Origin of the sequence: Methylobacterium sp. FF17 (assembly GCF_025813715.1) — a bacterium.
GTDB classification, from domain to species: Bacteria; Pseudomonadota; Alphaproteobacteria; order Rhizobiales; family Beijerinckiaceae; genus Methylobacterium; species Methylobacterium flocculans.
Map to the genome: position 1 here is coordinate 2,016,946 of NZ_CP107532.1, position 18,383 is coordinate 2,035,328.

The following is an 18,383-nucleotide window of genomic DNA, read 5'->3' on the forward strand; positions in this document are numbered from 1 at the left end:
GGGGATCAATCGGACGGGTTGGTCCCGTCAGTGCGGGGCAGCCCCGGCCGGCGCGTCGCCGGGCACCTCGATCACCGCGCGCAGGCCGCCCAGCGCCGCCTGTTCCAGGCGGAAGCGCCCGCGATAGAGGGCGGCGAGATCGGCGACGATCGAGAGTCCGAGGCCCGAGCCCGGCTTGGTCTCGTCGAGGCGCCGCCCGCGTCCGAGCACCGCCGCCCGGTCCTCGGGGGCGAGGCCCGGCCCGTCATCCTCGATCGCCACGAGAAGGTGGGGATAATCGTCCTTGCCCACCGCTTCCGCCCGGATCGCCACCCGGCTGTCGGCCCATTTCGAGGCATTGTCGACGAGGTTTCCGATCATCTCCTCGAAATCCTGGCGCTCGCCCCGGAAGCGCAGGCCCGCCGGCACGTGGACCTCGTAGGCGATGTCCTTGTCGCGGTAGATCTTGCCGAAAGTGCGCACCAGCCCGGCGAGCGCCGGCTCCACCTCCGTGGAGGTACCGAGGGTGCCGGCGAGCGCGGCCGCGCGGGCCCGGTCGAGGTGGTAGTTCACCTGGTCGCGCATCACGGCGGCCTGTTCGCGGATCTTGGCCGCGAGGTCCCCCGGCGCGTCGGCGGCGCCGACCTCGTTGACGATGATGGAGAGCGGCGTCTTCAGGGCGTGCGCGAGGTTGCCGACCTGGGTGCGCGCCCGCTCCAGGATCTCGCGGTTGGTCTCGATCAGCAGGTTCACCTCGCCGGCCAGGGGGGCGATGTCGCGGGGATACTCGCCGGTGATCCGGTCGGATTCACCCCGCCGGATGGCGCCGAGCGCCGTGCGCAGCTTGGCGAGCGGCGCGAGGCCGAAGCGGATCTGCAGCAGGGTGGTCAGGGCCAGCGACAGGCCGAGCAAGCCGAACGTGACGATCAGCGAGAAGCGGAACCGGTCCACGTCGTTCTGGATCTCGTCGGCGGGCCCGGCGACCCGCACGGTGTAGCGGCCCTCCTCGCCGAGGTCGACGTCGCGCTCGATGATGCGCAGGCGGCGCTCGTCCTGCGCCCGGCCGTAGCCCTGGCGGATCTGGCCGATCCCGGCCTTGTTGTCGGGCGTGCCGGCGGCCCGCAGGGGAACGCCCACGAGGGAGCGCGAGGTGCGCAGGTCGCGGGGCTTCGCGTCGGGTCGCCCGATCTGCCAGTACCAGCCCGACAGCGGCAGGTCGAAGCGCGGGTCGCTCAGGGTGAAGGAGCGGCTCTCGGGATCGTTGGGCGAGACGAGGTCGGTGGCGAGGTTGTTGGCGTAGACGAGGAGCCGGCTGTCGAAGGCGCGCTCGGTGTTCTCCCGGTACAGGGTCGTCAGGATCCAGGCGGCGATCAGCAGGATCGCGGAACTCGCCAGCAGCGCCGAGGTGGCCAGACGCACGGCGATGGAGCGCCGGCGCATCGGGAGCCAGGAGGGGGAGGGGACCATCGCCGTCTCGTTTCTCGGGATCGGACCGCTTGCCCGCGTCGAACCGCTTGTCCGCAGGGGTGTAGATGACCTTGACACACAGTGTACATCGGTGCCCGGAGAGCTTGACCATGGCACGACACATTCGCGACGAAGAGACCGATCGTCTCGTGCGTGCCCTCGCGCGGCGCAAGCGCATTCCGTTGACGGAGGCGGTCAAACTGGCCGTCGGCAACGAGTTGCGGCGCGAGGAGGAGACGCTCAGCCTGTGGGAGCGGATGAAGCCTCTCCGCGATCGCATCGCGGAATCGCCGGCGACGGGGCTGGAGGCCGACAAGGCATTCTACGACGCGTTGAGCGGCGACACCTGATGTTCGTCGACGCATCCGCCCTCGTTGCGGTGCTCACGGGGGAGCCCGAAGGAGAAAGCCTCGCTGGTCGACTGGATGCCGCCGTCGATTCGTTCACGTCGCCCCTCGCGGTCTACGAAACGGCTCTCGCCATCCGCCGGAAGCTGGATCGTCCTCTCCCGGTCATCCAATCGGATATCGCGCGCTTCCTCCGGATGTCCGGTACGCGCCTGGTTCCCATTCCACACGATGCAGGGGTGCGGGCGCTCGCCGTGTTCGAGCGCTACGGAAGAGGAACCGGGCACCCGGCCCAGCTCAACATGGGCGATTGCCTTGCCTACGCGATGGCGGAAATCCACGGCGTGCCGCTGCTCTTCAAAGGCGACGCCTTCGCCATGACGGAGATCGGCGCGCGCGGATGATCGCTCACACCCGGGGCGCCGGCTGGTTCGGGTCGACCAGGTAGCCGAGGCCCCGCACGGTCTGGATCAGGTCGACCGCGAGCTTCTTGCGCAGGCGGCCGACGAAGACCTCGATGGTGTTGGAATCACGGTCGAAATCCTGATCGTAGAGGTGCTCGGTCAACTCGGCCCGCGAGACCACGCGGCCGGTGTGGTGCATGAGGTAGGAGAGCAGCCGGTACTCGTGGCTCGTCAGCTTGACCGGATTGCCGTCCACGAAGACGCGGCCCGAGCGGGTGTCGAGCACCACCGGCCCGCAGGCGATCTGGCTGGTGGCGTGGCCGGCGGCGCGGCGCAGCAGCGCGCGCACCCGGGCCATCAACTCCTCCATGTGGAAGGGCTTGGTGACGTAGTCGTCGGCCCCCGCATCGAAGCCGTCGACCTTGTCCGACCAGCGGTCGCGGGCGGTGAGGATGATGACCGGGGTCTTGATGCCGGCCCGGCGCCACTTCTGCAGCACGCTGACGCCGTCGGTCTTCGGCAGGCCCATGTCGAGGATGATCGCGTCGTAGGGCTCGTTCTCGCCGAGGTAGCCGCCCTCCTCGCCGTCGAAGGCCTTGTCGGCCACGTAGCCGGCTTCCTCCAGCGCGGTCACCACCTGCCGGTTGATGTCCCGGTCATCCTCCACGACGAGCAAGCGCACGGTCCCGAACTCCTACGATGTTGGCCGGAACCACGTCCTGCCGGCGGGCCGCACGTTAGACGGCTCCCGTCCTTCGCGAAACAGACTTCGCCCGCCTCACGGCCCGGTCACCTGCCCGGTGGTGGCATCGACCATGACGTGCACGAACTGCCCGTCCCGGCGCAGGGCGGTCAGGAGGTAGACCAGCGTGTCGTCGCTCCGGCACAGGCGCGCCCGCTGGATCTCGGCGCGCGGGATGACCTGGCGCGCCGCGCGGATCGCCGCCACGGGGGGGATCACCCGCTTGTCGGCCACCGCCTCGCGCAGGTCCGCGGCGGCAAGGCAGGTCTCGCTGCGCGGCATGGTGGCCAGCGGCACCGCCACCGTGCCGGTCCCCGGCGTCTCCTCCGCGAGCGTATCGATCGAACCGCTCGCGAACCCCGCGACGGTCAGGCCGATCAACAACAGGGCGAGGAGGATACGCATGACCGGAACATCTAGGGACGGGGCACTGAATGCGCCCTGAATGCGAAGTCCAAGCGCGACCTCCGCCATCCGGTTCCCGCCGCCGCCGGGCCCCGTCGCGGCGCCATGCGTTCAGGGCGCGCCGCATGCCCGCGCGGCCAGGCGGTCCAGGGTCGCCTTGAGCATCGTGTCGACGGGAACCTGCGCGTCGATATGGTCGAGGGCGGCCTTGCGCAGGGCCAGGGTGGAGCGCTCGAAGCGCCGCCGGGCGGCCCGCAGGCGCAGGGTCGCGCCGCGGCCGTCCGGATGCCGGGCACGAAACAGTCCGATGCGGTCCATGGCGCTTCCTCCAGGGTTGCGGGTCTCACGGGCGGGGTTCGGCGAGCCGGCGCAGGACCTCGTCGAACTTTTCGCGGGCGCGCGCGTCGCTCCGCTCGACATCGCGCGCGATCTCGGCCGAGACCCGGCAGAGATCCTCGAGGACGCGGGTCCGGCTCTCCAGGGCGGCCGCGACGGCGGCATTGGTCTGGGAGGCCCGTTCCAGGGCCGTGGCGGTCGCGCCGGTCTCGCCGAGGCGCGCCTCCTGCGCCCGGGCGGCGTCCCGGTGCAGGTGGAGGCAGGCGAGCCCGAGCAGGACGGCGACGATCCAGCCGGCCCCCTCCTGCGAGACGAGGAGGTGGGCGGCTTCGAGGGCGATCTTTTCCAAGGCCGGATCTCCATCGGGACCGGATCTCCGTCAGGGTCGGACTCCGCGCGGCCGGGGGTCAGGGCGTGGCACGCCGCATCCGCATGGCTCGCAGGGCGGGGTGCAGGGTGTTGGCCTCCGTCGCCGCTTCCTCCAGGGGCAGGCTGCGAAACACCTTCTCGCCGAGGCCGTCGACGCCGCCCGCCGCGCGGACGAGCCAGCCGGGCGCCTGGTCGAGGGCCCGCTGCACGGCGCTGGCGATCACGGTCGAGCCCACCGGCACGCTCAGGGTCCGGCCGCGCACCGCGCCGGCCACCGCGTTCACCGCGTAATCGCCCACGTTGCGGACGAGGCGCTCCACCAGGGTGGTGGTGACGAGGATTCGCAGCGGGCCGGTCAGGCGCGCCAGGGCCGCCAGGGCGGCGGTCGCGGCCAGGGGCACGAGCACGGAGCCGAGCCCCTGGACGGCGCCCGCGAGGAGGTCGCCCCAGGGCAGGTCGACCGTGGCGCCCTGCGCCGCGCACGGGACGGTAAGGGCGGCGAGGAGCGCGGCGGCGATCGCGACCGGGCGGGCGCGGTTCGGGAACAGAGGCGTCATGGGAGCATCCATCGGCAGGAGGGTCAGGGGACGGGTCAGCGGCCGCGCAGGGCCGACCACAGGCGGGCCCACGCGCCGGGCCTTGCCGGCGCTTCCGGCGGGTTGGCGCCTAGCGGGGGCCGGGCGGTCGGGAGCGGCCGGCGCGGCGCGGGCAGGGGTGGACCGGGGGGACGGGGCGCGGGAATCGCGGCCGCGTCCCCCCGGCGCGCCCGGGGCAGGGCATGGGCATAGGGGGTGCGGAACTGGTCGTATTCGGCGCCCCGGCGCGGAATCAGCGCGGCGGGGCGGTTCCAGAGCAGGATTGCCTCGGCCGCGCCGGCCCGGTCGCCCGCCCTGAGGCGGCGCGCCACCGTCGAGCGTGCGAAGGCCGCCGGTCCGATGTTGAAGCACAGCGACACCAGGGCGTCGAAGGCGTGGTCGGGCAGTCCCGCCGGCACCGTCCGGGCGACGCAGCGTTCATAGGCCACGAGATCCCGGTCGAAGAGCGCGTCGCAGGCGGCCTCCGTGAGCCTGAGCCCCGGCGTGACCACGGGCGGACCGGCGGCGGCCGTGTGTCCGATGCCGATGGTCCAGATTCCGACGCTGTCCCGATAGGCGGAGAGGCGGCGTCCTTCCCGTGCAATCAGCACGGCCCGGCCGATGGAGCTCATGTCCATGTCATGTCTCCAGACTGTTGATTACCGGCGAAATCCGGGCGAGAACGACGGTGTTCGTGCGGCCGGGAAGGCGGATATGCTGCGAAAGCTCATCTCGACTGCCCTGAGGCGGGAGCTTCCCGGCGATGATCTGCGAGTCTCGCAGCCGGTCTCGCAGGAGGACCGGCCCGCGCCGGATTTCAGCTTTCCGCCCATGGAGCCGCTGCATCCGCCGGACGCCCGCAACGACAATCCGCTGACCGACCTGTGCGTGGCCGTCGAGACGGAGCTGCGCGCAGCGGGCTACCTGCGCTGACGCCGGGCCCCGACGGGATCGCGGTGCGCCGCGGTCTGAAGCGTCAGGACACGCGCGCTTCGAGGGCGTCCAGGCGGGCGTCGAACCCGCGCGCCAGGAACAGCAGCAGCTCGTCGGTTCGAAAGCCGTAGCGGTCCCCGGCCGGCCGGCCCGGGGTTCCGGCCCGGGGCGCGATCGCGGGTGCGATCTCGCTCCCGTCCTCGGCCCGCACGGCGTCGCGCCCCGGGATGGCGGGCAGGTCTTCGGTCGCCGCCCACGCGTCGTGGCAGATGAGGCCGAGGGCCAGGGGGTCGAGGCCGTGGGCCGCCAGGATCTCGATGGCCCGCTGCACCGTCAGGCCCACATGGACGCGGGCGCCCGCGCCCTTGGCCGCCACGGCATCGCGGTAGCGGAAGGTGCCGATCTCCCGGGCGAGCGCCGTGGCGGCGCGGACCTGCGCGTCGGTGAAGGGTTCGACCGCCGTCTTCTCGCGGGCGTCCGAGGTGTTGATGCTGCCGGTGGCTGCGTACACCACCGCGGCGCGCATGGCGGCGGTGCCGAAGCTGAAGGCGTTGTCCTGGGTGTGCGCCACCGTTCCACCGAAGCCGGCGGCGCCCTTGGTGGTGAACGCCCCGAGGCCCGGCGTCAGCGAGCAGCCGGCCGGGAGGGTCGCGCCGGTGCCGAGCTTGAGCGAGCCGTCGTCGGCGCTGACGCAGGCGACTAGGATCCAGTTGCTCGGCGCGGAGAAGGCGGCGCCGGACGTCGTGATGCGGAAGCTGACGTCGGTCGGGCCGCCGCCGGGCGTGTGCACGGCCCAGAGCGCCTCCGAGGCGGCGAGTGGCACGCCGCCGACGACGGCCCGGGCCGTTCCGTCATGCACCTGCGCGGCCGCGATCGGTGCGGTCGGCATGTCGATCTGCAGGTGCCCGCTCACGAAGGTCGGCCGGGCCAGGGGGATGCCGTGGAAGCGGGCCGACCAGGCGAGCCGTCCGCCCGGCCCGCCCCAGGTGATCGTGCCGCCGCCGGACAGGGCGGCCTGCGCCTTGATGTAGTCGTTCGCGGCCCCCGACAGGGTGCCGAGGGCGGTGTCCAGGCGCGAGCGCGGCGCCGTGGTCCCGAGGCCGATATTGCCGAACCCGTCGATGCGCAGGCGCTCGCCCCCGTTGGTGGCGACTCCCCAGAGGTTGGCGCCGGGCGAGAACGTGCCGGTATCGGGGTCGCCGGCCGGCGTGAGGGCGGGGCTCGCGGCCGTGCCGGCGACCACCGAGAGGGCGCCCGTGCTCCGGTTGACGCGCAGGGCCTCGCGGAACGTGCCGCCGTCCGGCGAGACCTTCAGCGTGAGGTCGTCGTCGCCGGTGAGCCCGAGCTCGGCGCGGCCCGAGAACCCGCTCTGGAACAGGAGGGACAGCACGTTGCCGGCGGCCTGCTTGTTGAGGGTGTAACGCAGGTCGCCCGACCCGCCCTCGCCGGTGGTCAGGGCGGTCCAGAGGGCCTTGTTCAGCTTGGCCGCGAAGGGGTTGCTCGCATCGGCCGTGGTGCCGAGCCCCAGGCGCGTGATCTCCTGGAGGACCGAGGCCGAGCCCGGAAGCGGCGACCAGCCGGTGCCGGTCTGGACGTAGAGGGTGGCCTCGTCGGCGACCCAGGCGAGCCAGCCGGCCCTCGGCGGGAAGCCGAGCCAGTGCCCGTCCTGGAAGCGGACGACCTGGCCGCCGAGGCCGGCCCAGGCCCCGGTGGGTTCCGGGGCCATGACCAGGTAGCGGTCGCCCTCGGCGGGGTCGGCCGGCGGGCTCGCGCGATCCTTGTCGAGGCAGGCGAGCTGGACCAGCGTATCGAGGGCGGCCAGCGCCTCGTTGTGCGTGACGTGCTTCTGCGCCTGCGCCGCCGCGATCAGCGGCAGCGCGAGGTTGGCGGTGGTGTCGGACATGGGCCGGCTCCGGATGGGAGGGACTGAGGGGCTCAGGACGCCCGGACGCGGAGGCGGGCCCGGCTCGCCGGCCCCGGACCGGCGAGTCCGCCGACCTGGGCGACGGCGATGTCGAGGCTGTCTTGCGGGCCGCCGAAATCGGCGGTTTCGGCGGCGGTGTCGTAGAGCTGGTCGGGGCGGTCCGCCGTCAGCGTGCGCAGGCGGGCGCCGGCGGCGGAGAACACCTCGATGCGGTAGGCCTCCGGCTCCTCCAGGGGGATCTCGGCGACTTCCCAGGAATCGCCGTCGCGCCGGGCCCGGCGTATCCAGCTCAGGCGCACGCCCTCCGGTGCCCGCCGCGCCCGCAGGTGGACCGGGCTCAAGGGGCGCAGGGCCTCCGGGCCGGCGCGGGCAACGAACTCGACGAAGGCCGGGTCGGCCGGGTCGCGTCCGGCCGGGCCGACCCGGTAGCGGAAGGCGCGCCCGATCTCGTCGACGCGCTCGACCAGGGGCACCAGGGCGGCGTCGAGGCGCACGATCAGGCCTCCGGCGGGGGCGGTGCGCCGCGCCTGGGCCTCGCTGCCGGCGAGCCCCCGCAGGAGGCGGGTCAGCCGGTAGGTCTCGGGTCCGATCAGCGCGATCCCGGCCGCCGTGAACAGCTCGGTCGCCCCGTCCGGGCCGCGCAGGGCGAAGAGGTTGCCACCGGCGAGCGCGCCCGCGTCGTCGATGGACCCGAGCGCCCCGGCCCGGCGCAGGCGGACATCGAGCCGGGCGTTGCGGTCGAAGCGCCAGAGCGGTCCGGGCGGCAGCGCCGTCAGCGTCTCGCCCAGGCAGGCGGGGTGGTCGACGAAGCCGTGGGGGCTCAGGGGCGCGCCCGCGCCCTCCGAGCGCCAGACCGCCATCGGGCCCGGCCAGGGATCGGCGGCCACCGCGAGCACCTGCAGGGCGGTCGGCGTGCCCCGGTCGGCGGGCAGGTCGAGGGCGACCGCGAAGGGTGGCCCGGCCAGCGCCGGCGGCGGCCGGCGCGGGCGGGCCCCGGCCCGGTCGCCGACACGCGGCCTGCCGCCCCGCAGCGGCACCGCCCGCGTCTCCACCTGCCGTCCCAGGGGATTGTCTGCGATCCGCACGATGCGGTGGGGCGCGTCCTCGCCCGGTAGGGCGAGGAGGTCGCCCGGCGCGAGCTCGATCCGGCGCGGGCTCACCGTGAAGCGCGCCGTGTCGCGGGCCGCGAGGGTGGCGTCGAGGGCGGCCTCCGCCAGGGCCTCGGCGCAATCGCGGCGGGTGACGAGGGCGGCCTCCATCCGGACCTCGCGGCGCCGCAGTCCGGTGGGGCGGGTCGCGGCGGCGTTCGCCCGGCGGTACTCGGGGCTCTCGGCATCGGTGAAGCCGAGTTCGACGGAGCGCGGCAGCTCGGCCTCCTCCGCCCGGACGCGGCTCAGGGGCGCCTCGTCGTCCCGCACCCGCACGAGGTCGCCGGCCTCCAGCACGCCGGGGACCTCGCGGCGCGGGCCCCGGACCGTGAGGGTTCCGGCGCCCGCCGAGACGTCGAGGCCGTAGACCTGCGCCAGGGGCTCCAGGGCGGCGCGGGCCGACATCGGCCGGTCGATGACGTAGCCGTCGAGGAAGGCATCGGCCGTGATCGCGGCGGGCACGTCGACGCCGAGGTCGGCCAGGATCGCGGCGATGAGCCGGTCGAGCTCCATCCCCTCGATCCGGCCGGTGATCCAGTGGCCCACCGCCCAGTTGCCCGCATCCGCCCAGACGGTGTCGAAGTCGGGGAAGGCCGGGTTAGGGCCGCGCGTCCCAGGCCCAGACGAAGATCGAATCGGCCGGGACCATGGTCCCGCCGTAGAGCGGCGAGACCGGGTTGTGGGCGGGCTCGAAGCCGGGCAGGCCAGGATCGAACCGCGCCAGGATGGCGGCGAGGCCGCGCGCCTGGATGAGGTCGTCGCGGGTGCCGCGCGAGCCGGGCGGGGCCGCGTTCTCCGAGGATTTCGGGTCGGGGAAGACGTTCGGGCCGTTGGTGCCCTTGTCGACCGCCGGCACGCCGATCTCGGTGAGCCAGATCGGCTTCGATCGCGGCACCCAGGCGGTGGCGCGGGTCTCGACCCCGCCGTCGCGCTCCACGTGGGGGTTCGACCACCACGCCACCAAGTCCTTGGCCCGGTAGATCCAGGGCTTGGCGTAGGCGCCGTCCGCGATCGGCGTGCGGGCCTGCGCCGCCCGGTCGGCGGCATCGGCGTAGAACCAGTCGAAGGCCTCGCCGGCGCCGATCCGCCCCTTCAGGTAGGCGCGGTCGTAGAGGGCGTCGGCGAGGTCGAGGTCGGCGTGGTCGCCGTCGTCGCGCCAGTCGCTGAGCGGCGGGTAGTAGTCGATCCCCACCGCGTCGATGGCCGGGTCCGCGAAGAGCGCGTCGAGGGGAAAGCGCAGGCTCCTTCCGCCCTCCCGGACGTCGGCGCCGTACTCGGTCCAGTCGGCCGCGTAGGCCAGCGCGACCCGGGCGCCGAGGCGCTGGCGCACCTCGCCCGCCAGGACCCGGAACCCCTCCACGGCGGGATAGGACGCGTTCCGGCCCCGCACCCGGGTGAGGCCCACGAACTCGCTGCCGACGAGGAAGCCCGCCAGATCCACGCCGTCCGCCGCCCAGGTCGCGGCGAGATCCGCGTAGTGCAGCAGGAAGGCGCGGTAGCGGGCGAAGAAGGCCGACACCTGCGCCTCCGCCGCCGCGGTGCCGTCCGGGCTGCCGGGCAGGCCGGGGGCGGGGTGGCAGGTGATGCGCCCGCGCCAGGGATAGGCGGGCTGCCCGGCGGCCCCCGGGTCGCGGGGATCCGGGAGGCTGTTGCCGGCGGGCACGTCCATCATCACGAAGGGGTAGAGCACCACGGCAAGGCCGCGCCGGCGCAGTTCGGCCACGAGCCGGGTCAGGCCCGCGTCGGAGGGCGTGCCGCCATAGGCCGGCCCGCCGCCCGGCCCCGTCGAGACGCCGCCGACCTCCGCCCGCCCGAGCCCGGCCACCGACCAGATGTCGCCGGAGGTGAGCTTCGCGGGGTTGTCGACCTTCGGCCGGATGGTGCAGGCGCCCGCCCGCAGGTCGTCGCCGAACCAGCTCGCCACCACGGAGACGCGGGCAAGGCGCGGGCACAGGGCCTGGAGGGCGTCCAGCGACGCGACGACGTCGGTGCCGGCCTGGAGCTGGAAGCGGTTCGCCGGCCGGGTGGTGCCGTAGCCCGCATCCTCGGTGACGCGGGCGGGATCGAGGCCGAACTCGGTGGAGCCCGGGATGAGGCAGACCGCGCGGATCATCCCCGCGAGCCCCTCCACCGGGCGCAGCACCTCGAAGGCGAATTGCGGGATGCGGTTGCTGAACGCGGCGAGCGCCAGGCGCTCGAACACCACGTAGGCGAGGCCGCGATAGGCCGGGGCGTCGTCCGCCCCCTCCTTGGCGACGATGAGTGGATCGGGGGCCTGGTCCGGCCCGCCCCGGTGCAGGCGGCAGGCGAGGGTGGTCAGATCCAGTTCCTGCCCGTCCGCCCAGACCCGCCGGATGCCCGCGACCGGCCCCTCGCACAGGCCGATGGCGAGGTCGGCGAAGTACGCATAGGTCGTGCGCACGGTCTTTGCGCCGCCCCCGCCCTTGGCGCCGGCGGCGCGCTCGACCTCGGTGGCCGCGACCTCGAGGGGACGGGTGGCCCAGATCAGGGTGCCGCCGATCCGGGCGCGGCCGTAGACGCGGGGGATCGGGTCGCCCTCGGTGGAGCTCAGGCCCGCCACGTCGGACAGGCGCGGCCCCTCGACCCGGCGGGTGGCGCTGCCCCCGAGCAGGGCCCCGTCGAGGGCGGATCCGGCCGCCGCCCCGACCACGCGCCCGACGATTCCGCCGATCGGCCCGCCGAGCGCCGTACCGACCGCCGCCCCGGCGGTTTGCAGGATCAGCGTGGCCATGGCGGGCTCCGGGGATGCGAGGGGGTGGGGCCGGCGTCCGGTCAGGCCGGGCGCGGGAACCGGAAGCCATGGGCGAGGTGGCGCCGCCACCAGCCCGTGAGCGCCACTTCCGTGACGCGGGCCCCGTCATGGGCGTGGATCATCGTGCCGGCGCCCGTGGCGATGGCGCAGTGCCGGGCCGGCAGGTGGGCCCGGAAGCGGAAGAGCAGCACGTCGCCGGGCCCGGGGACATAGGCGGCGCGCGCGTCGGGCACCGGCACGAGATGGCGCCGGGCGGCCTCCGCGAAGGGATCGGTGCCGGGCGCCGCGGATTCCGCCCAGGAGGCGGCGTAGGGCGGTGCGGCCTCCGGCTCGGGCCCGAGGGCCTCGCGCCAGACTCCGCGCAGGAGGCCGAGGCAGTCGCAGCCGACGCCCTTCAGCGAGGCCTGGTGCCGGTAGGGCGTGCCGATCCAGCCGCGCGCCAGCGTGACGAGGGAATCCGGGTCCATCGGGTGCCTCAGCGGAACAGGCTGCCGCCGTCGAGGCCCGGCCCGGAGCCGGAGACGGGGCGCAGCACGAAATCGTTGCCCGGCAGGTGCGGGAAGCCCCGGAAGTTCGCCACGTTGGCGAACCTGTCGCGGCAGGTGGCCAGGCGCTTGTCGCAGCCGGCGACGAGGCGGAACGGATCGCCGGGGGCGACCGGTCGGGCCGGCGCCTGCCAGAGTTCGAGGCCAAGGGCCGTCCCCGCGCCGGTCTGCGCCCGCAGGTCGGCTTCCTGCCCGCGCGACGCGCCGCCGGTCCACGTCAGGCGCCCGCCCGTGAACCAGTCCGCCGGGAACGGGCCGGACAGGGTCACCGCCAGCGTCCCCGGTTCGGGCTGGCCCGCGACGGTGCCGGTGGCGGCGAAGCGCGGATCGTTCAGGTCCACCCGGCACTGGGCATCGCCGAGGTCGGCCGCGCAGGTGGCGCGGTAGGTCCGGCCGCGCTCGGCGTCGAGCCGGTCCATCAGCCCGCGCAACTCGGCCACGAAGGCGCCGCCGGCCCGGCGCACCTCGCCGATGGTGCCGATCTCGAGGAGCAGGCGGGTCTCCGGACGGTTCCAGTCCACCAGCCAGGTCTCCACGGAGGCCCCGTCGTAGAGCCCGCCCGCGATGTCGTCCTCTGAGAGGCCGAGGGCCGAGAGGGCGCCCGCCACCTCGCCGCCGCCGATGGCGAAGCCGAGTTCCGCGCTGGCTTCGGCCGCCTCCAGCCCGGAGCGGGCGGCGTGGGTCAGGCCGCCGAGGACGAGGTCGCGGTCGTGGTCGGTGAAACCGAGCCGCGTTCCGTCGCGCCGGGTCAGCGCCCAGCAATGGCACAGGGTGGTGGCCCCGCCGGCGAGGTGCGCGGCGAGGTCGGGGGGCAGGTCGCGCATCGCCGTGGCCTTCAGGGTCGATCAGGGTTGAGCATGGGGTTCGCCCGGAGGCGCGCCACCGCGAGGTCGATGAAGGTCCGCACCTTGGCCGGCGCGCGCCGGCCCTCGGCACTCACGACGTGGATCGGCATCGGCGCCTCGTTCGGGTCGTCGAGGACGATCCGGAGGTGCCCTCCCGAGACGGACGGCGCGATCTGATAGGACAGGAGCCGGGCGATTCCCTGCCCCGCCAGCGCGGCCGCCAGGACGGAATCGACGGTGTTGCAGGTCAGGCGGGGACGCGGCGTTCCGGCCGCCGACCCCGAGCCTGCCGACCCCGTGCCCGTCGACCCGATCACGGCGTGGTCCCGCAGATCCCGCGCGCCGACCGGTGTCCCGCGCCGGTCGAGATAGGCCGGCGCGGCGCACAGCACCCGGCGCACGCTGCCGACCCGGATCGCCGTGAGCCCGGAAGCGGGCAGGTGGCCGATGCGGATGCCGACATCGACCCCCTCCTCGACCATGTTGATCACGCGATCGAGGAACAGGGCCTGCGTGGTCACGGCGGGATGGCGCGCGAGGTGCTCCGTGATGACGGGCAGGACGTAGAGCCGGCCGAACTGCACCGGCGCGGTGACCGTCAGGGCGCCCGAGGGCGTCGCGCCGGCGCCGGAGGCGGCGGCCTCCGCCTCCTCGATCTCCGCCAGGATGCGCCGGCAATCCTCCAGGTAGCGCCCGCCCGCCTCCGTGAGCTTCACCGTGCGGGTGGTCCGCGTCAGGAGCCGGGTGCCGATCCGCGCCTCGAGGGCCGCCACCGCCCGGGTCACGGCCGGCGGGCTCATGTTGAGCTGGCGCGCGGCGCCGGCGAAGCCCGCAGTCTCCGCCACCCGCACGAAGACCCGCATCGCCTGCCACCGGTCCATGGCCCACTCCGTCCGAAGATCATTCCACCTGTCGGAACAGTCGATTGCCGAAAACGCCGGTTCTCGCAAATCGGGGAATGGTCTCAGATGCGGACGAGGCCGGCGCCGCCGGCTCCTAGGCGAGGCGAGATCCCATGAAGCTCTATCATATGGCCCTGTCCGGGCATGCCCACCGGGCCCGCCTGTTCCTGTCGCTCGTCGGCGCGGGGCACGCGATCGTGGAGGTGGATCTCGCGGCCGGCGCGCACCGGACGCCGGACTTCCTGCGGCTCAACCCGTTCGGCCAGGTCCCCGTGCTCGTGGACGGCGACGTCGTCGTGCCGGACTCGAACGCGATCCTCGTCTACGTGGCCAAGGCGCTCGGCCGCACGGACTGGCTGCCGGAGGACGCGGCCGGCGCGGCGCGGGTGCAGCGCTGGCTCTCCGTCGCGGCGGGCCCCATCGCCTTCGGGCCGGCCGCCGCCCGCCTGATCACCGTGTTCGGTGCCGCCTTCGACGCTGCCGAGGTGATCGCCCGGGCCCACCTGATCCTCGGCCGCATCGAGGCCGAACTCGACGGCCGGTCCTGGATCGCCGCCGATCATCCCACCGTCGCGGACGTGGCGCTCTACAGCTACATCGCCGCCGCCCCCGAGGGGAACGTCGACCTCGCGCCCTACGGCGCGGTCCGCGCCTGGCTCGCCCGCATCGAGGCGCTGCCGGGATTCGTGCCGTTCCCGGAGACGCCGGCCGGCCTGCGCGCCGCCTGACACATCCCTTCCTTCGCGGGAGATCCTCCATGTCGACGACAGAATCCCGTCCGGCCTCGCCCTGGCATCCCGGCGAGATCGCGATCCAGGCGCATCTCGGCGTCGCCGAGCGGATGGCAGAGCTCGGCCCCCGCGTGATCCGCGATCACCTGATCGAGCAGCATCGCACCTTCTACCGGACCATGCCCTTCGTGGTGCTGGGCACGGTCGACCCCGCCGGGGAGGCCTGGGCGACGCTGCGAACCGGCCCTCCGGGCTTCCTCGACGTGCCCGATCCCGCCCGCCTCCGGGTGCGGGCCGCCCCCGACCCGCACGACCCGGCCCAGGCGGGCCTGGTGGACGGCGCCGCGATCGGGCTCCTCGGGATCGACCTGACCACGCGGCGGCGCAACCGCCTCAACGGAACCGTCCGGGTCGGTGAGGCGGACGGGTTCGAGATCGCGGTCACCCAGAGCTTCGGCAATTGCCCGCAATACATCCGGGTCCGGCCCAATCCGGGCCCGGTCTCCGCGGCCGAAGCGTCGGCTCCGCAGGTCTCGGAGCGCCTCGACGCGGGCGCCCGGGCCCTCGTCGCGCAGGCCGAGACCTTCTTCGTGGCCAGCTACGTGGAGGGCGCGGACGGACGCCGCCAGGTCGACGTCTCCCATCGTGGCGGCCCCGCCGGCTTCGTGCGGATCGATGCGGAGGGCGGGCTCACGATCCCGGATTTCTCGGGCAACCGCTTCTTCAACACCCTCGGGAACATGCTCGCCAATCCCCGCGCCGGCCTCGCCTTCCCCGACTTCGCCACGGGCGACCTCCTGCAGATGACGGGGCGCGCCGCGGTGATCCTCGACGCGCCCGAGATCGCCGCCTTCCCGGGGGCCGAGCGGCTGTGGCGCTTCGCGCCCCGGACCGTGATCCGGCGCGCGGGCGTGCTGCGCCCGGACGCTACGGCACGATCTCGATGAGGGGCACCTTCGGGATCTCCCCGGCGGAGAAGGCCGAGAGGTCCACGGTGAGGTCGTCGGTGTCGAAGCGCACCGGCACGTCGAAGGTGAAGCCCGCCGTCACGCGAAGGCCTACGCCCGGTACGGCGCCGGCCGCGAAGGTGAGGCGGCCGGTGGTCGCGTCGCAGGCGACCTGGGACGGCGGCACGGCAATTCCGTTCACCGCCACCCGCACGCTCTCGGCCACCGGCTTGGTGATGGTGCGGCGGTAGGGCATCGGCCCGGTGCCGTAGGTCTTGGCGAGCTGGAACACCCGCGTGGTCCCGTCGCCGAGGCCGAGCAGCTGGTCGGTGGCCGCGACCGCGCGCGAGGGCGGGCCGGATCCCGCATCGACCCGGTCGCGGTAGCGGAACCCGTAGAGCCGGCCGCGCCGCTCCTCGAAGAAGCTCAGCACGGCGTGGAGCGCGTCGAGGGTGCGGATGCCGAAGCCAGCGTCGTAGCGCCGGCGCGAATCGGCCCAGCGGCTGTTGCGGTGCTCGCGGCCCGAGGCCAGGGTGACGATCTCGGTGAGCCGGCTCGGGCCGCCGCTGCCGCGCAGGGCCACGTCGAGGGGAAAGCGGACCTCGTGGAAGTCGGCCGGCGGTTCGCTGCTCATGGTCGGTTCCTCCTCACAGGCCGCGCCGGCCCCGCGCCACCGCGCGGGCGAGGCTCGCGGCCACCTGCGCCTCGGAGCGGCGGAAGCCCTCGATGTCGGGCGTGGCGATGTGGACGGTGACGCCGCCCGAGCCATTCCCGCCCGAACCGCCGCCGCCCGCCGCGACGCCGAGGCGCCCGTCGGCCCCGCGCCTCAGGGGCAGGATCGCCTCCGGTCCGGCCTCGCCCATCAGGCCGAGTCCGTCGCGCATGGGAAAGTAGGTGGGGGCCGCCACGACGCCGCCCTGCGCGAAGGGACGCACGCGCCCCTGCGCCAGCACGCCGCCCCGCGCGAAGGCCGTGGCCTCGCCCTCTGCGCCGGTACTCATCAGGCCGTTCACCAGCCGGGTGATGCCGGCCTTGACCGGCTTCAGGGCGGCTTTCAGCGCCACGTTCGAGAGCTTGGTGGTCAGGGTACCGAGCACGCTGTCGAGCTGGCGTCCGGTCCCGACATTGATGCTGAGGGCCTTCTGCAGGCTCTGGCCGAACTTCTGGGCGAGGCGGTCCAGGGTGTCGAGCTGGCGGACGCGGGCGGTGCTGGTGCGGTCGATCTCGGTCTCGGCCATGGTCGCTCCTCAGGTCGGGTCGGGGTGTCGCGCGATCAGGTCCCGCAGGCCGGCCCGGTCGAGGGTGCGGGGGGCGGTCAGACCGGCGGCGGCCATCAATTCGCGCGGCGTGGCGCGCCAGAAGTCGCGCGGGCGCCAGCGCAGGCGTCCGAGACCCAGCGCGAGCGCCTCGTCCCACGGGAAGGCGGAGGGCGGCTCCGGCGCGCTCCCCCCCGTGGGGCTCAAGGGACCTCGGGGGCTTCCCCGAAGGCGGCGACCAGCACCGCGCCGAGGGCGGTCGCGATGGCATCGAGGTTTCCCCCGAGGGGCAGCGCGGCGACGGCCGCCGCGTCGAGGTCGTGCCCGCCCCCGCGCAGGGCCGCGCCGAGGAGCGCGATGAGGTCGCGGCTCCGCAGCCGTCCGCCCGCGAACCGGGTCGCGAGGTCGGGCAGGTCCGTGGCGCCGAGGGCGTCCTCCAGCTCGGCGAGCGCGCCGAGGGTCAGGCAGAGGGTGTAGCGCTCGGGGCCCAGCGCCAGGGCCACCTCGCCGCGCCTGCGGTTGGCCATCAGGCGGCCGTGAAGGCGAGGGGGCCGGCCGAGTCGAGGGCCATGTCGAAGGTGACCTCGCCGGCGTGATCCCCGCGATATTCGAGGCTGGTGATCTGGAACAGGCCCTCCAGGGTGCCGAAGGCCGGCACCACGATCTGGAAGCTCTCCAGCGTCCCGTCGAAGAACACCTGGCGCAGGCGGGCGTCCGAGGCCTCGTCGCGGAACACGCCGGAGCCCGAGAGGGCGGCGCGTCGGACCCCGGCCCCGGCCAGGAGTTCGCGCCAGCGCCCGGCGGAATCGGCGTTCGTGACGTCCACCGCCTCCGCGTTGAAGGCGATCTGGCGGGCGCGCAGGCCCGCCACGGCGACGAAGCCGCCGCTGGTCGCGATGCGGATGAGCAGGTCCTTGCCGCGTTGGGCTGCCATGGTGGGGCTCCGTGAGGGATCGAGGGGTCAGGCGAGCAGGCGCTCGGTGATCGCCCGCAGGGTCAGGCTGGCGCGGGCCTCGCCGCTGGCGGGGTCGCGCCGCACCGCGATGGCCTCCAGGTCGAGGCGCACCAGGGCGTGTCCCGAGAGGCTCAGGGGCGCATCGTGGAGGAGGTCGGCGATGCGCTCGGCGGCGTCGACTGCGCTGCGCAGCGAGCCGGGTCGGGCGAACACCGTGAGGCTCAGGGCGTGCCGGTGGCGCCGGGCGCCATCGACGGAGTCGTCGCGGATCTCGGCATCCCCGAACAGGGCGTAGACCGGCGTCGCCCCGCGCGGCGGCTCGTCGGTGAGGCGGAAGGCCCCGCCCATCAGCTGGGCCAGGGGCGCGTCGAGGGCGAGATAGGCCAGGATCGCGGCGCGCAGGGCGAGCAGCGGGCTGGTGGGGGTGGGGGCCAGGCTCACGCGGCGGCTCCCCCGGCGGTCAGTTCCTCCACGTGGCAGACCAGCTCGCGCCGGCGCCCGTCGGGGTCGCCCGCGATCCAGACGGCGAAGCGGCGGGGGCCGCTGGCGAGTCGCATCGCGGGGGTGATCTCGGGGCCGTAGGCGAACCGCACCCGGTGGGTGGGCAGGGCCTCGGCCCGGCCGAGGCGCACCCGCTCGACCTGGCCGAGGGGCTCGATCGCCCCCCACAGCAGCGGGCCGGCGACGAACCGGCGCACCACCCCGCCGAACCCGTCGGGATCCTCCTGGGGGCGTTCGAGCACGAAGCGGCGGCGCCGCGCGCCGATGGGCGCGCGGGGACGGGACTGGATCATGGGACG

At 74.3% G+C, this 18,383-nt stretch carries 23 protein-coding genes and 1 pseudogene; 5 read left to right on the forward strand and 19 right to left on the reverse strand.

All coding sequences use genetic code 11. The features are described from left to right. Positions 1-27 precede the first annotated feature (27 nt). The gene (locus tag OF380_RS09330) at positions 28-1,446 is read right to left on the reverse strand and encodes a sensor histidine kinase (RefSeq protein ID WP_264050483.1); all 1,419 of its coding nucleotides are present in this window, start codon (positions 1,444-1,446) and stop codon (positions 28-30) included. A gap of 110 nt (positions 1,447-1,556) precedes the next feature. Here OF380_RS09330 and OF380_RS09335 point away from each other — a divergent pair, with 110 nt between their 5' ends. Both OF380_RS09335 and OF380_RS09340 read left to right on the forward strand, forming a co-directional pair. Then, positions 1,557-1,796, forward strand: a complete 240-nt coding sequence (locus OF380_RS09335) for a type II toxin-antitoxin system VapB family antitoxin (RefSeq protein ID WP_264050484.1) — start codon at positions 1,557-1,559, stop codon at positions 1,794-1,796. Then, positions 1,796-2,197, forward strand: a complete 402-nt coding sequence (locus OF380_RS09340; protein WP_264050485.1) for a type II toxin-antitoxin system VapC family toxin — start codon at positions 1,796-1,798, stop codon at positions 2,195-2,197. The genes OF380_RS09335 and OF380_RS09340 overlap by 1 nt, the downstream gene beginning before the upstream one ends. A 4-nt stretch (positions 2,198-2,201) precedes the next feature. Here OF380_RS09340 and OF380_RS09345 read toward each other — a convergent pair whose 3' ends face one another. From OF380_RS09345 to OF380_RS09370, 6 genes are all read right to left on the reverse strand, one after another. Continuing rightward, positions 2,202-2,879: a response regulator transcription factor gene (locus tag OF380_RS09345; protein WP_238280970.1), complete on the reverse strand. Its 678-nt coding sequence runs from the start codon at positions 2,877-2,879 to the stop codon at positions 2,202-2,204. A 96-nt stretch (positions 2,880-2,975) separates the two neighbouring features. Continuing rightward, on the reverse strand, positions 2,976-3,344 hold the full coding sequence (locus OF380_RS09350; RefSeq protein ID WP_264050486.1) for a PepSY domain-containing protein: 369 nt from the start codon (positions 3,342-3,344) through the stop codon (positions 2,976-2,978). Between the two features lie 111 nt (positions 3,345-3,455). After that, positions 3,456-3,662, reverse strand: a complete 207-nt coding sequence (locus OF380_RS09355; protein WP_264050487.1) for a hypothetical protein — start codon at positions 3,660-3,662, stop codon at positions 3,456-3,458. Positions 3,663-3,687: 25 nt separating this feature from the next. Continuing rightward, the gene (locus OF380_RS09360; RefSeq protein ID WP_264050488.1) at positions 3,688-4,029 is read right to left on the reverse strand and encodes a hypothetical protein; all 342 of its coding nucleotides are present in this window, start codon (positions 4,027-4,029) and stop codon (positions 3,688-3,690) included. A 58-nt stretch (positions 4,030-4,087) separates the two neighbouring features. After that, positions 4,088-4,606: a hypothetical protein gene (locus OF380_RS09365; RefSeq protein ID WP_264050489.1), complete on the reverse strand. Its 519-nt coding sequence runs from the start codon at positions 4,604-4,606 to the stop codon at positions 4,088-4,090. 35 nt (positions 4,607-4,641) lie between these two features. Next, entirely contained in the window at positions 4,642-5,262 is a 621-nt protein-coding gene (locus OF380_RS09370; RefSeq protein ID WP_264050490.1) for a lysozyme, read from the reverse strand. Positions 5,263-5,338: 76 nt separating this feature from the next. Here OF380_RS09370 and OF380_RS09375 point away from each other — a divergent pair, with 76 nt between their 5' ends. Further along, on the forward strand, positions 5,339-5,557 hold the full coding sequence (locus OF380_RS09375) for a hypothetical protein (RefSeq protein WP_264050491.1): 219 nt from the start codon (positions 5,339-5,341) through the stop codon (positions 5,555-5,557). A 43-nt stretch (positions 5,558-5,600) separates the two neighbouring features. On the opposite strand, the gene OF380_RS09380 is transcribed toward OF380_RS09375, so the two are convergent. The 5 genes and pseudogenes from OF380_RS09380 to OF380_RS09400 form a co-directional block, all read right to left on the reverse strand. Further along, positions 5,601-7,460: a DUF2793 domain-containing protein gene (locus OF380_RS09380; protein WP_264050492.1), complete on the reverse strand. Its 1,860-nt coding sequence runs from the start codon at positions 7,458-7,460 to the stop codon at positions 5,601-5,603. 32 nt (positions 7,461-7,492) lie between these two features. Continuing rightward, a pseudogene (locus tag OF380_RS09385) lies at positions 7,493-11,381 on the reverse strand (baseplate multidomain protein megatron). A 41-nt stretch (positions 11,382-11,422) separates the two neighbouring features. After that, positions 11,423-11,869: an NlpC/P60 family protein gene (locus OF380_RS09390; protein ID WP_264050494.1), complete on the reverse strand. Its 447-nt coding sequence runs from the start codon at positions 11,867-11,869 to the stop codon at positions 11,423-11,425. Positions 11,870-11,877: 8 nt separating this feature from the next. Then, complete coding sequence (locus OF380_RS09395; RefSeq protein WP_264050496.1) at positions 11,878-12,771, reverse strand: DUF2163 domain-containing protein; 894 nt, start codon at positions 12,769-12,771, stop codon at positions 11,878-11,880. A gap of 11 nt (positions 12,772-12,782) precedes the next feature. Next, complete coding sequence (locus tag OF380_RS09400) at positions 12,783-13,673, reverse strand: LysR family transcriptional regulator (RefSeq protein WP_264050497.1); 891 nt, start codon at positions 13,671-13,673, stop codon at positions 12,783-12,785. Between the two features lie 134 nt (positions 13,674-13,807). Between OF380_RS09400 and OF380_RS09405 the strand changes: the two genes are divergently transcribed. Together OF380_RS09405 and OF380_RS09410 are read left to right on the forward strand one after the other, a co-directional pair. Further along, a complete protein-coding gene (locus OF380_RS09405; protein ID WP_264050498.1) occupies positions 13,808-14,422 on the forward strand; it encodes a glutathione S-transferase family protein in 615 nt (204 codons plus the stop codon). Positions 14,423-14,451: 29 nt separating this feature from the next. Further along, positions 14,452-15,372 carry a pyridoxamine 5'-phosphate oxidase family protein gene (locus OF380_RS09410; RefSeq protein ID WP_264050499.1) on the forward strand — a complete coding sequence of 307 codons (921 nt, stop codon included), beginning with the start codon at positions 14,452-14,454 and terminating at the stop codon, positions 15,370-15,372. On the opposite strand, the gene OF380_RS09415 is transcribed toward OF380_RS09410, so the two are convergent. The 7 genes from OF380_RS09415 to OF380_RS09445 are packed head-to-tail and all read right to left on the reverse strand — an operon-like array spanning position 15,353 to position 18,377. Further along, the gene (locus OF380_RS09415) at positions 15,353-16,006 is read right to left on the reverse strand and encodes a DUF2460 domain-containing protein (RefSeq protein ID WP_264050500.1); all 654 of its coding nucleotides are present in this window, start codon (positions 16,004-16,006) and stop codon (positions 15,353-15,355) included. The genes OF380_RS09410 and OF380_RS09415 overlap by 20 nt on opposite strands. Before the next feature lie 13 nt (positions 16,007-16,019). Then, positions 16,020-16,610, reverse strand: coding sequence for a phage tail tape measure protein (locus OF380_RS09420; RefSeq protein ID WP_264050501.1), 591 nt, complete (start codon positions 16,608-16,610; stop codon positions 16,020-16,022). 9 nt (positions 16,611-16,619) lie between these two features. Beyond that, positions 16,620-16,835: a phage tail assembly chaperone gene (locus tag OF380_RS09425; RefSeq protein WP_264050502.1), complete on the reverse strand. Its 216-nt coding sequence runs from the start codon at positions 16,833-16,835 to the stop codon at positions 16,620-16,622. Further along, entirely contained in the window at positions 16,832-17,155 is a 324-nt protein-coding gene (locus tag OF380_RS09430; protein ID WP_264050503.1) for a gene transfer agent family protein, read from the reverse strand. The genes OF380_RS09425 and OF380_RS09430 overlap by 4 nt, the downstream gene beginning before the upstream one ends. Further along, positions 17,155-17,562: a phage major tail protein, TP901-1 family gene (locus tag OF380_RS09435; RefSeq protein WP_264050504.1), complete on the reverse strand. Its 408-nt coding sequence runs from the start codon at positions 17,560-17,562 to the stop codon at positions 17,155-17,157. Before OF380_RS09435 ends, OF380_RS09430 begins: the two co-directional genes overlap by 1 nt. Before the next feature lie 27 nt (positions 17,563-17,589). Continuing rightward, on the reverse strand, positions 17,590-18,024 hold the full coding sequence (locus tag OF380_RS09440) for a DUF3168 domain-containing protein (RefSeq protein WP_264050505.1): 435 nt from the start codon (positions 18,022-18,024) through the stop codon (positions 17,590-17,592). After that, positions 18,021-18,377 (reverse strand): phage head closure protein, encoded by a 357-nt coding sequence (locus OF380_RS09445; protein WP_264050506.1) that lies wholly within the window; start codon positions 18,375-18,377, stop codon positions 18,021-18,023. Before OF380_RS09445 ends, OF380_RS09440 begins: the two co-directional genes overlap by 4 nt. Between the last annotated feature and the right edge of the window lie 6 nt (positions 18,378-18,383).

What these genes read in the sequence shown, in the direction of transcription:
- OF380_RS09330 (WP_264050483.1), bottom strand. Translation starts at nt 1,446, where the DNA reads ATGGTCCCCTCCCCCTCCTGGCTCCCGATGCGCCGGCGCTCCATCGCC.
- OF380_RS09335 (WP_264050484.1), top strand. Translation starts at nt 1,557, where the DNA reads ATGGCACGACACATTCGCGACGAAGAGACCGATCGTCTCGTGCGTGCC.
- OF380_RS09340 (WP_264050485.1), top strand. Translation starts at nt 1,796, where the DNA reads ATGTTCGTCGACGCATCCGCCCTCGTTGCGGTGCTCACGGGGGAGCCC.
- OF380_RS09350 (WP_264050486.1), bottom strand. Translation starts at nt 3,344, where the DNA reads ATGCGTATCCTCCTCGCCCTGTTGTTGATCGGCCTGACCGTCGCGGGG.
- OF380_RS09355 (WP_264050487.1), bottom strand. Translation starts at nt 3,662, where the DNA reads ATGGACCGCATCGGACTGTTTCGTGCCCGGCATCCGGACGGCCGCGGC.
- OF380_RS09365 (WP_264050489.1), bottom strand. Translation starts at nt 4,606, where the DNA reads ATGACGCCTCTGTTCCCGAACCGCGCCCGCCCGGTCGCGATCGCCGCC.
- OF380_RS09370 (WP_264050490.1), bottom strand. Translation starts at nt 5,262, where the DNA reads ATGGACATGAGCTCCATCGGCCGGGCCGTGCTGATTGCACGGGAAGGA.
- OF380_RS09375 (WP_264050491.1), top strand. Translation starts at nt 5,339, where the DNA reads ATGCTGCGAAAGCTCATCTCGACTGCCCTGAGGCGGGAGCTTCCCGGC.
- OF380_RS09380 (WP_264050492.1), bottom strand. Translation starts at nt 7,460, where the DNA reads ATGTCCGACACCACCGCCAACCTCGCGCTGCCGCTGATCGCGGCGGCG.
- OF380_RS09390 (WP_264050494.1), bottom strand. Translation starts at nt 11,869, where the DNA reads ATGGACCCGGATTCCCTCGTCACGCTGGCGCGCGGCTGGATCGGCACG.
- OF380_RS09395 (WP_264050496.1), bottom strand. Translation starts at nt 12,771, where the DNA reads ATGCGCGACCTGCCCCCCGACCTCGCCGCGCACCTCGCCGGCGGGGCC.
- OF380_RS09400 (WP_264050497.1), bottom strand. Translation starts at nt 13,673, where the DNA reads ATGGACCGGTGGCAGGCGATGCGGGTCTTCGTGCGGGTGGCGGAGACT.
- OF380_RS09405 (WP_264050498.1), top strand. Translation starts at nt 13,808, where the DNA reads ATGAAGCTCTATCATATGGCCCTGTCCGGGCATGCCCACCGGGCCCGC.
- OF380_RS09410 (WP_264050499.1), top strand. Translation starts at nt 14,452, where the DNA reads ATGTCGACGACAGAATCCCGTCCGGCCTCGCCCTGGCATCCCGGCGAG.
- OF380_RS09415 (WP_264050500.1), bottom strand. Translation starts at nt 16,006, where the DNA reads ATGAGCAGCGAACCGCCGGCCGACTTCCACGAGGTCCGCTTTCCCCTC.
- OF380_RS09420 (WP_264050501.1), bottom strand. Translation starts at nt 16,610, where the DNA reads ATGGCCGAGACCGAGATCGACCGCACCAGCACCGCCCGCGTCCGCCAG.
- OF380_RS09430 (WP_264050503.1), bottom strand. Translation starts at nt 17,155, where the DNA reads ATGGCCAACCGCAGGCGCGGCGAGGTGGCCCTGGCGCTGGGCCCCGAG.
- OF380_RS09435 (WP_264050504.1), bottom strand. Translation starts at nt 17,562, where the DNA reads ATGGCAGCCCAACGCGGCAAGGACCTGCTCATCCGCATCGCGACCAGC.
- OF380_RS09445 (WP_264050506.1), bottom strand. Translation starts at nt 18,377, where the DNA reads ATGATCCAGTCCCGTCCCCGCGCGCCCATCGGCGCGCGGCGCCGCCGC.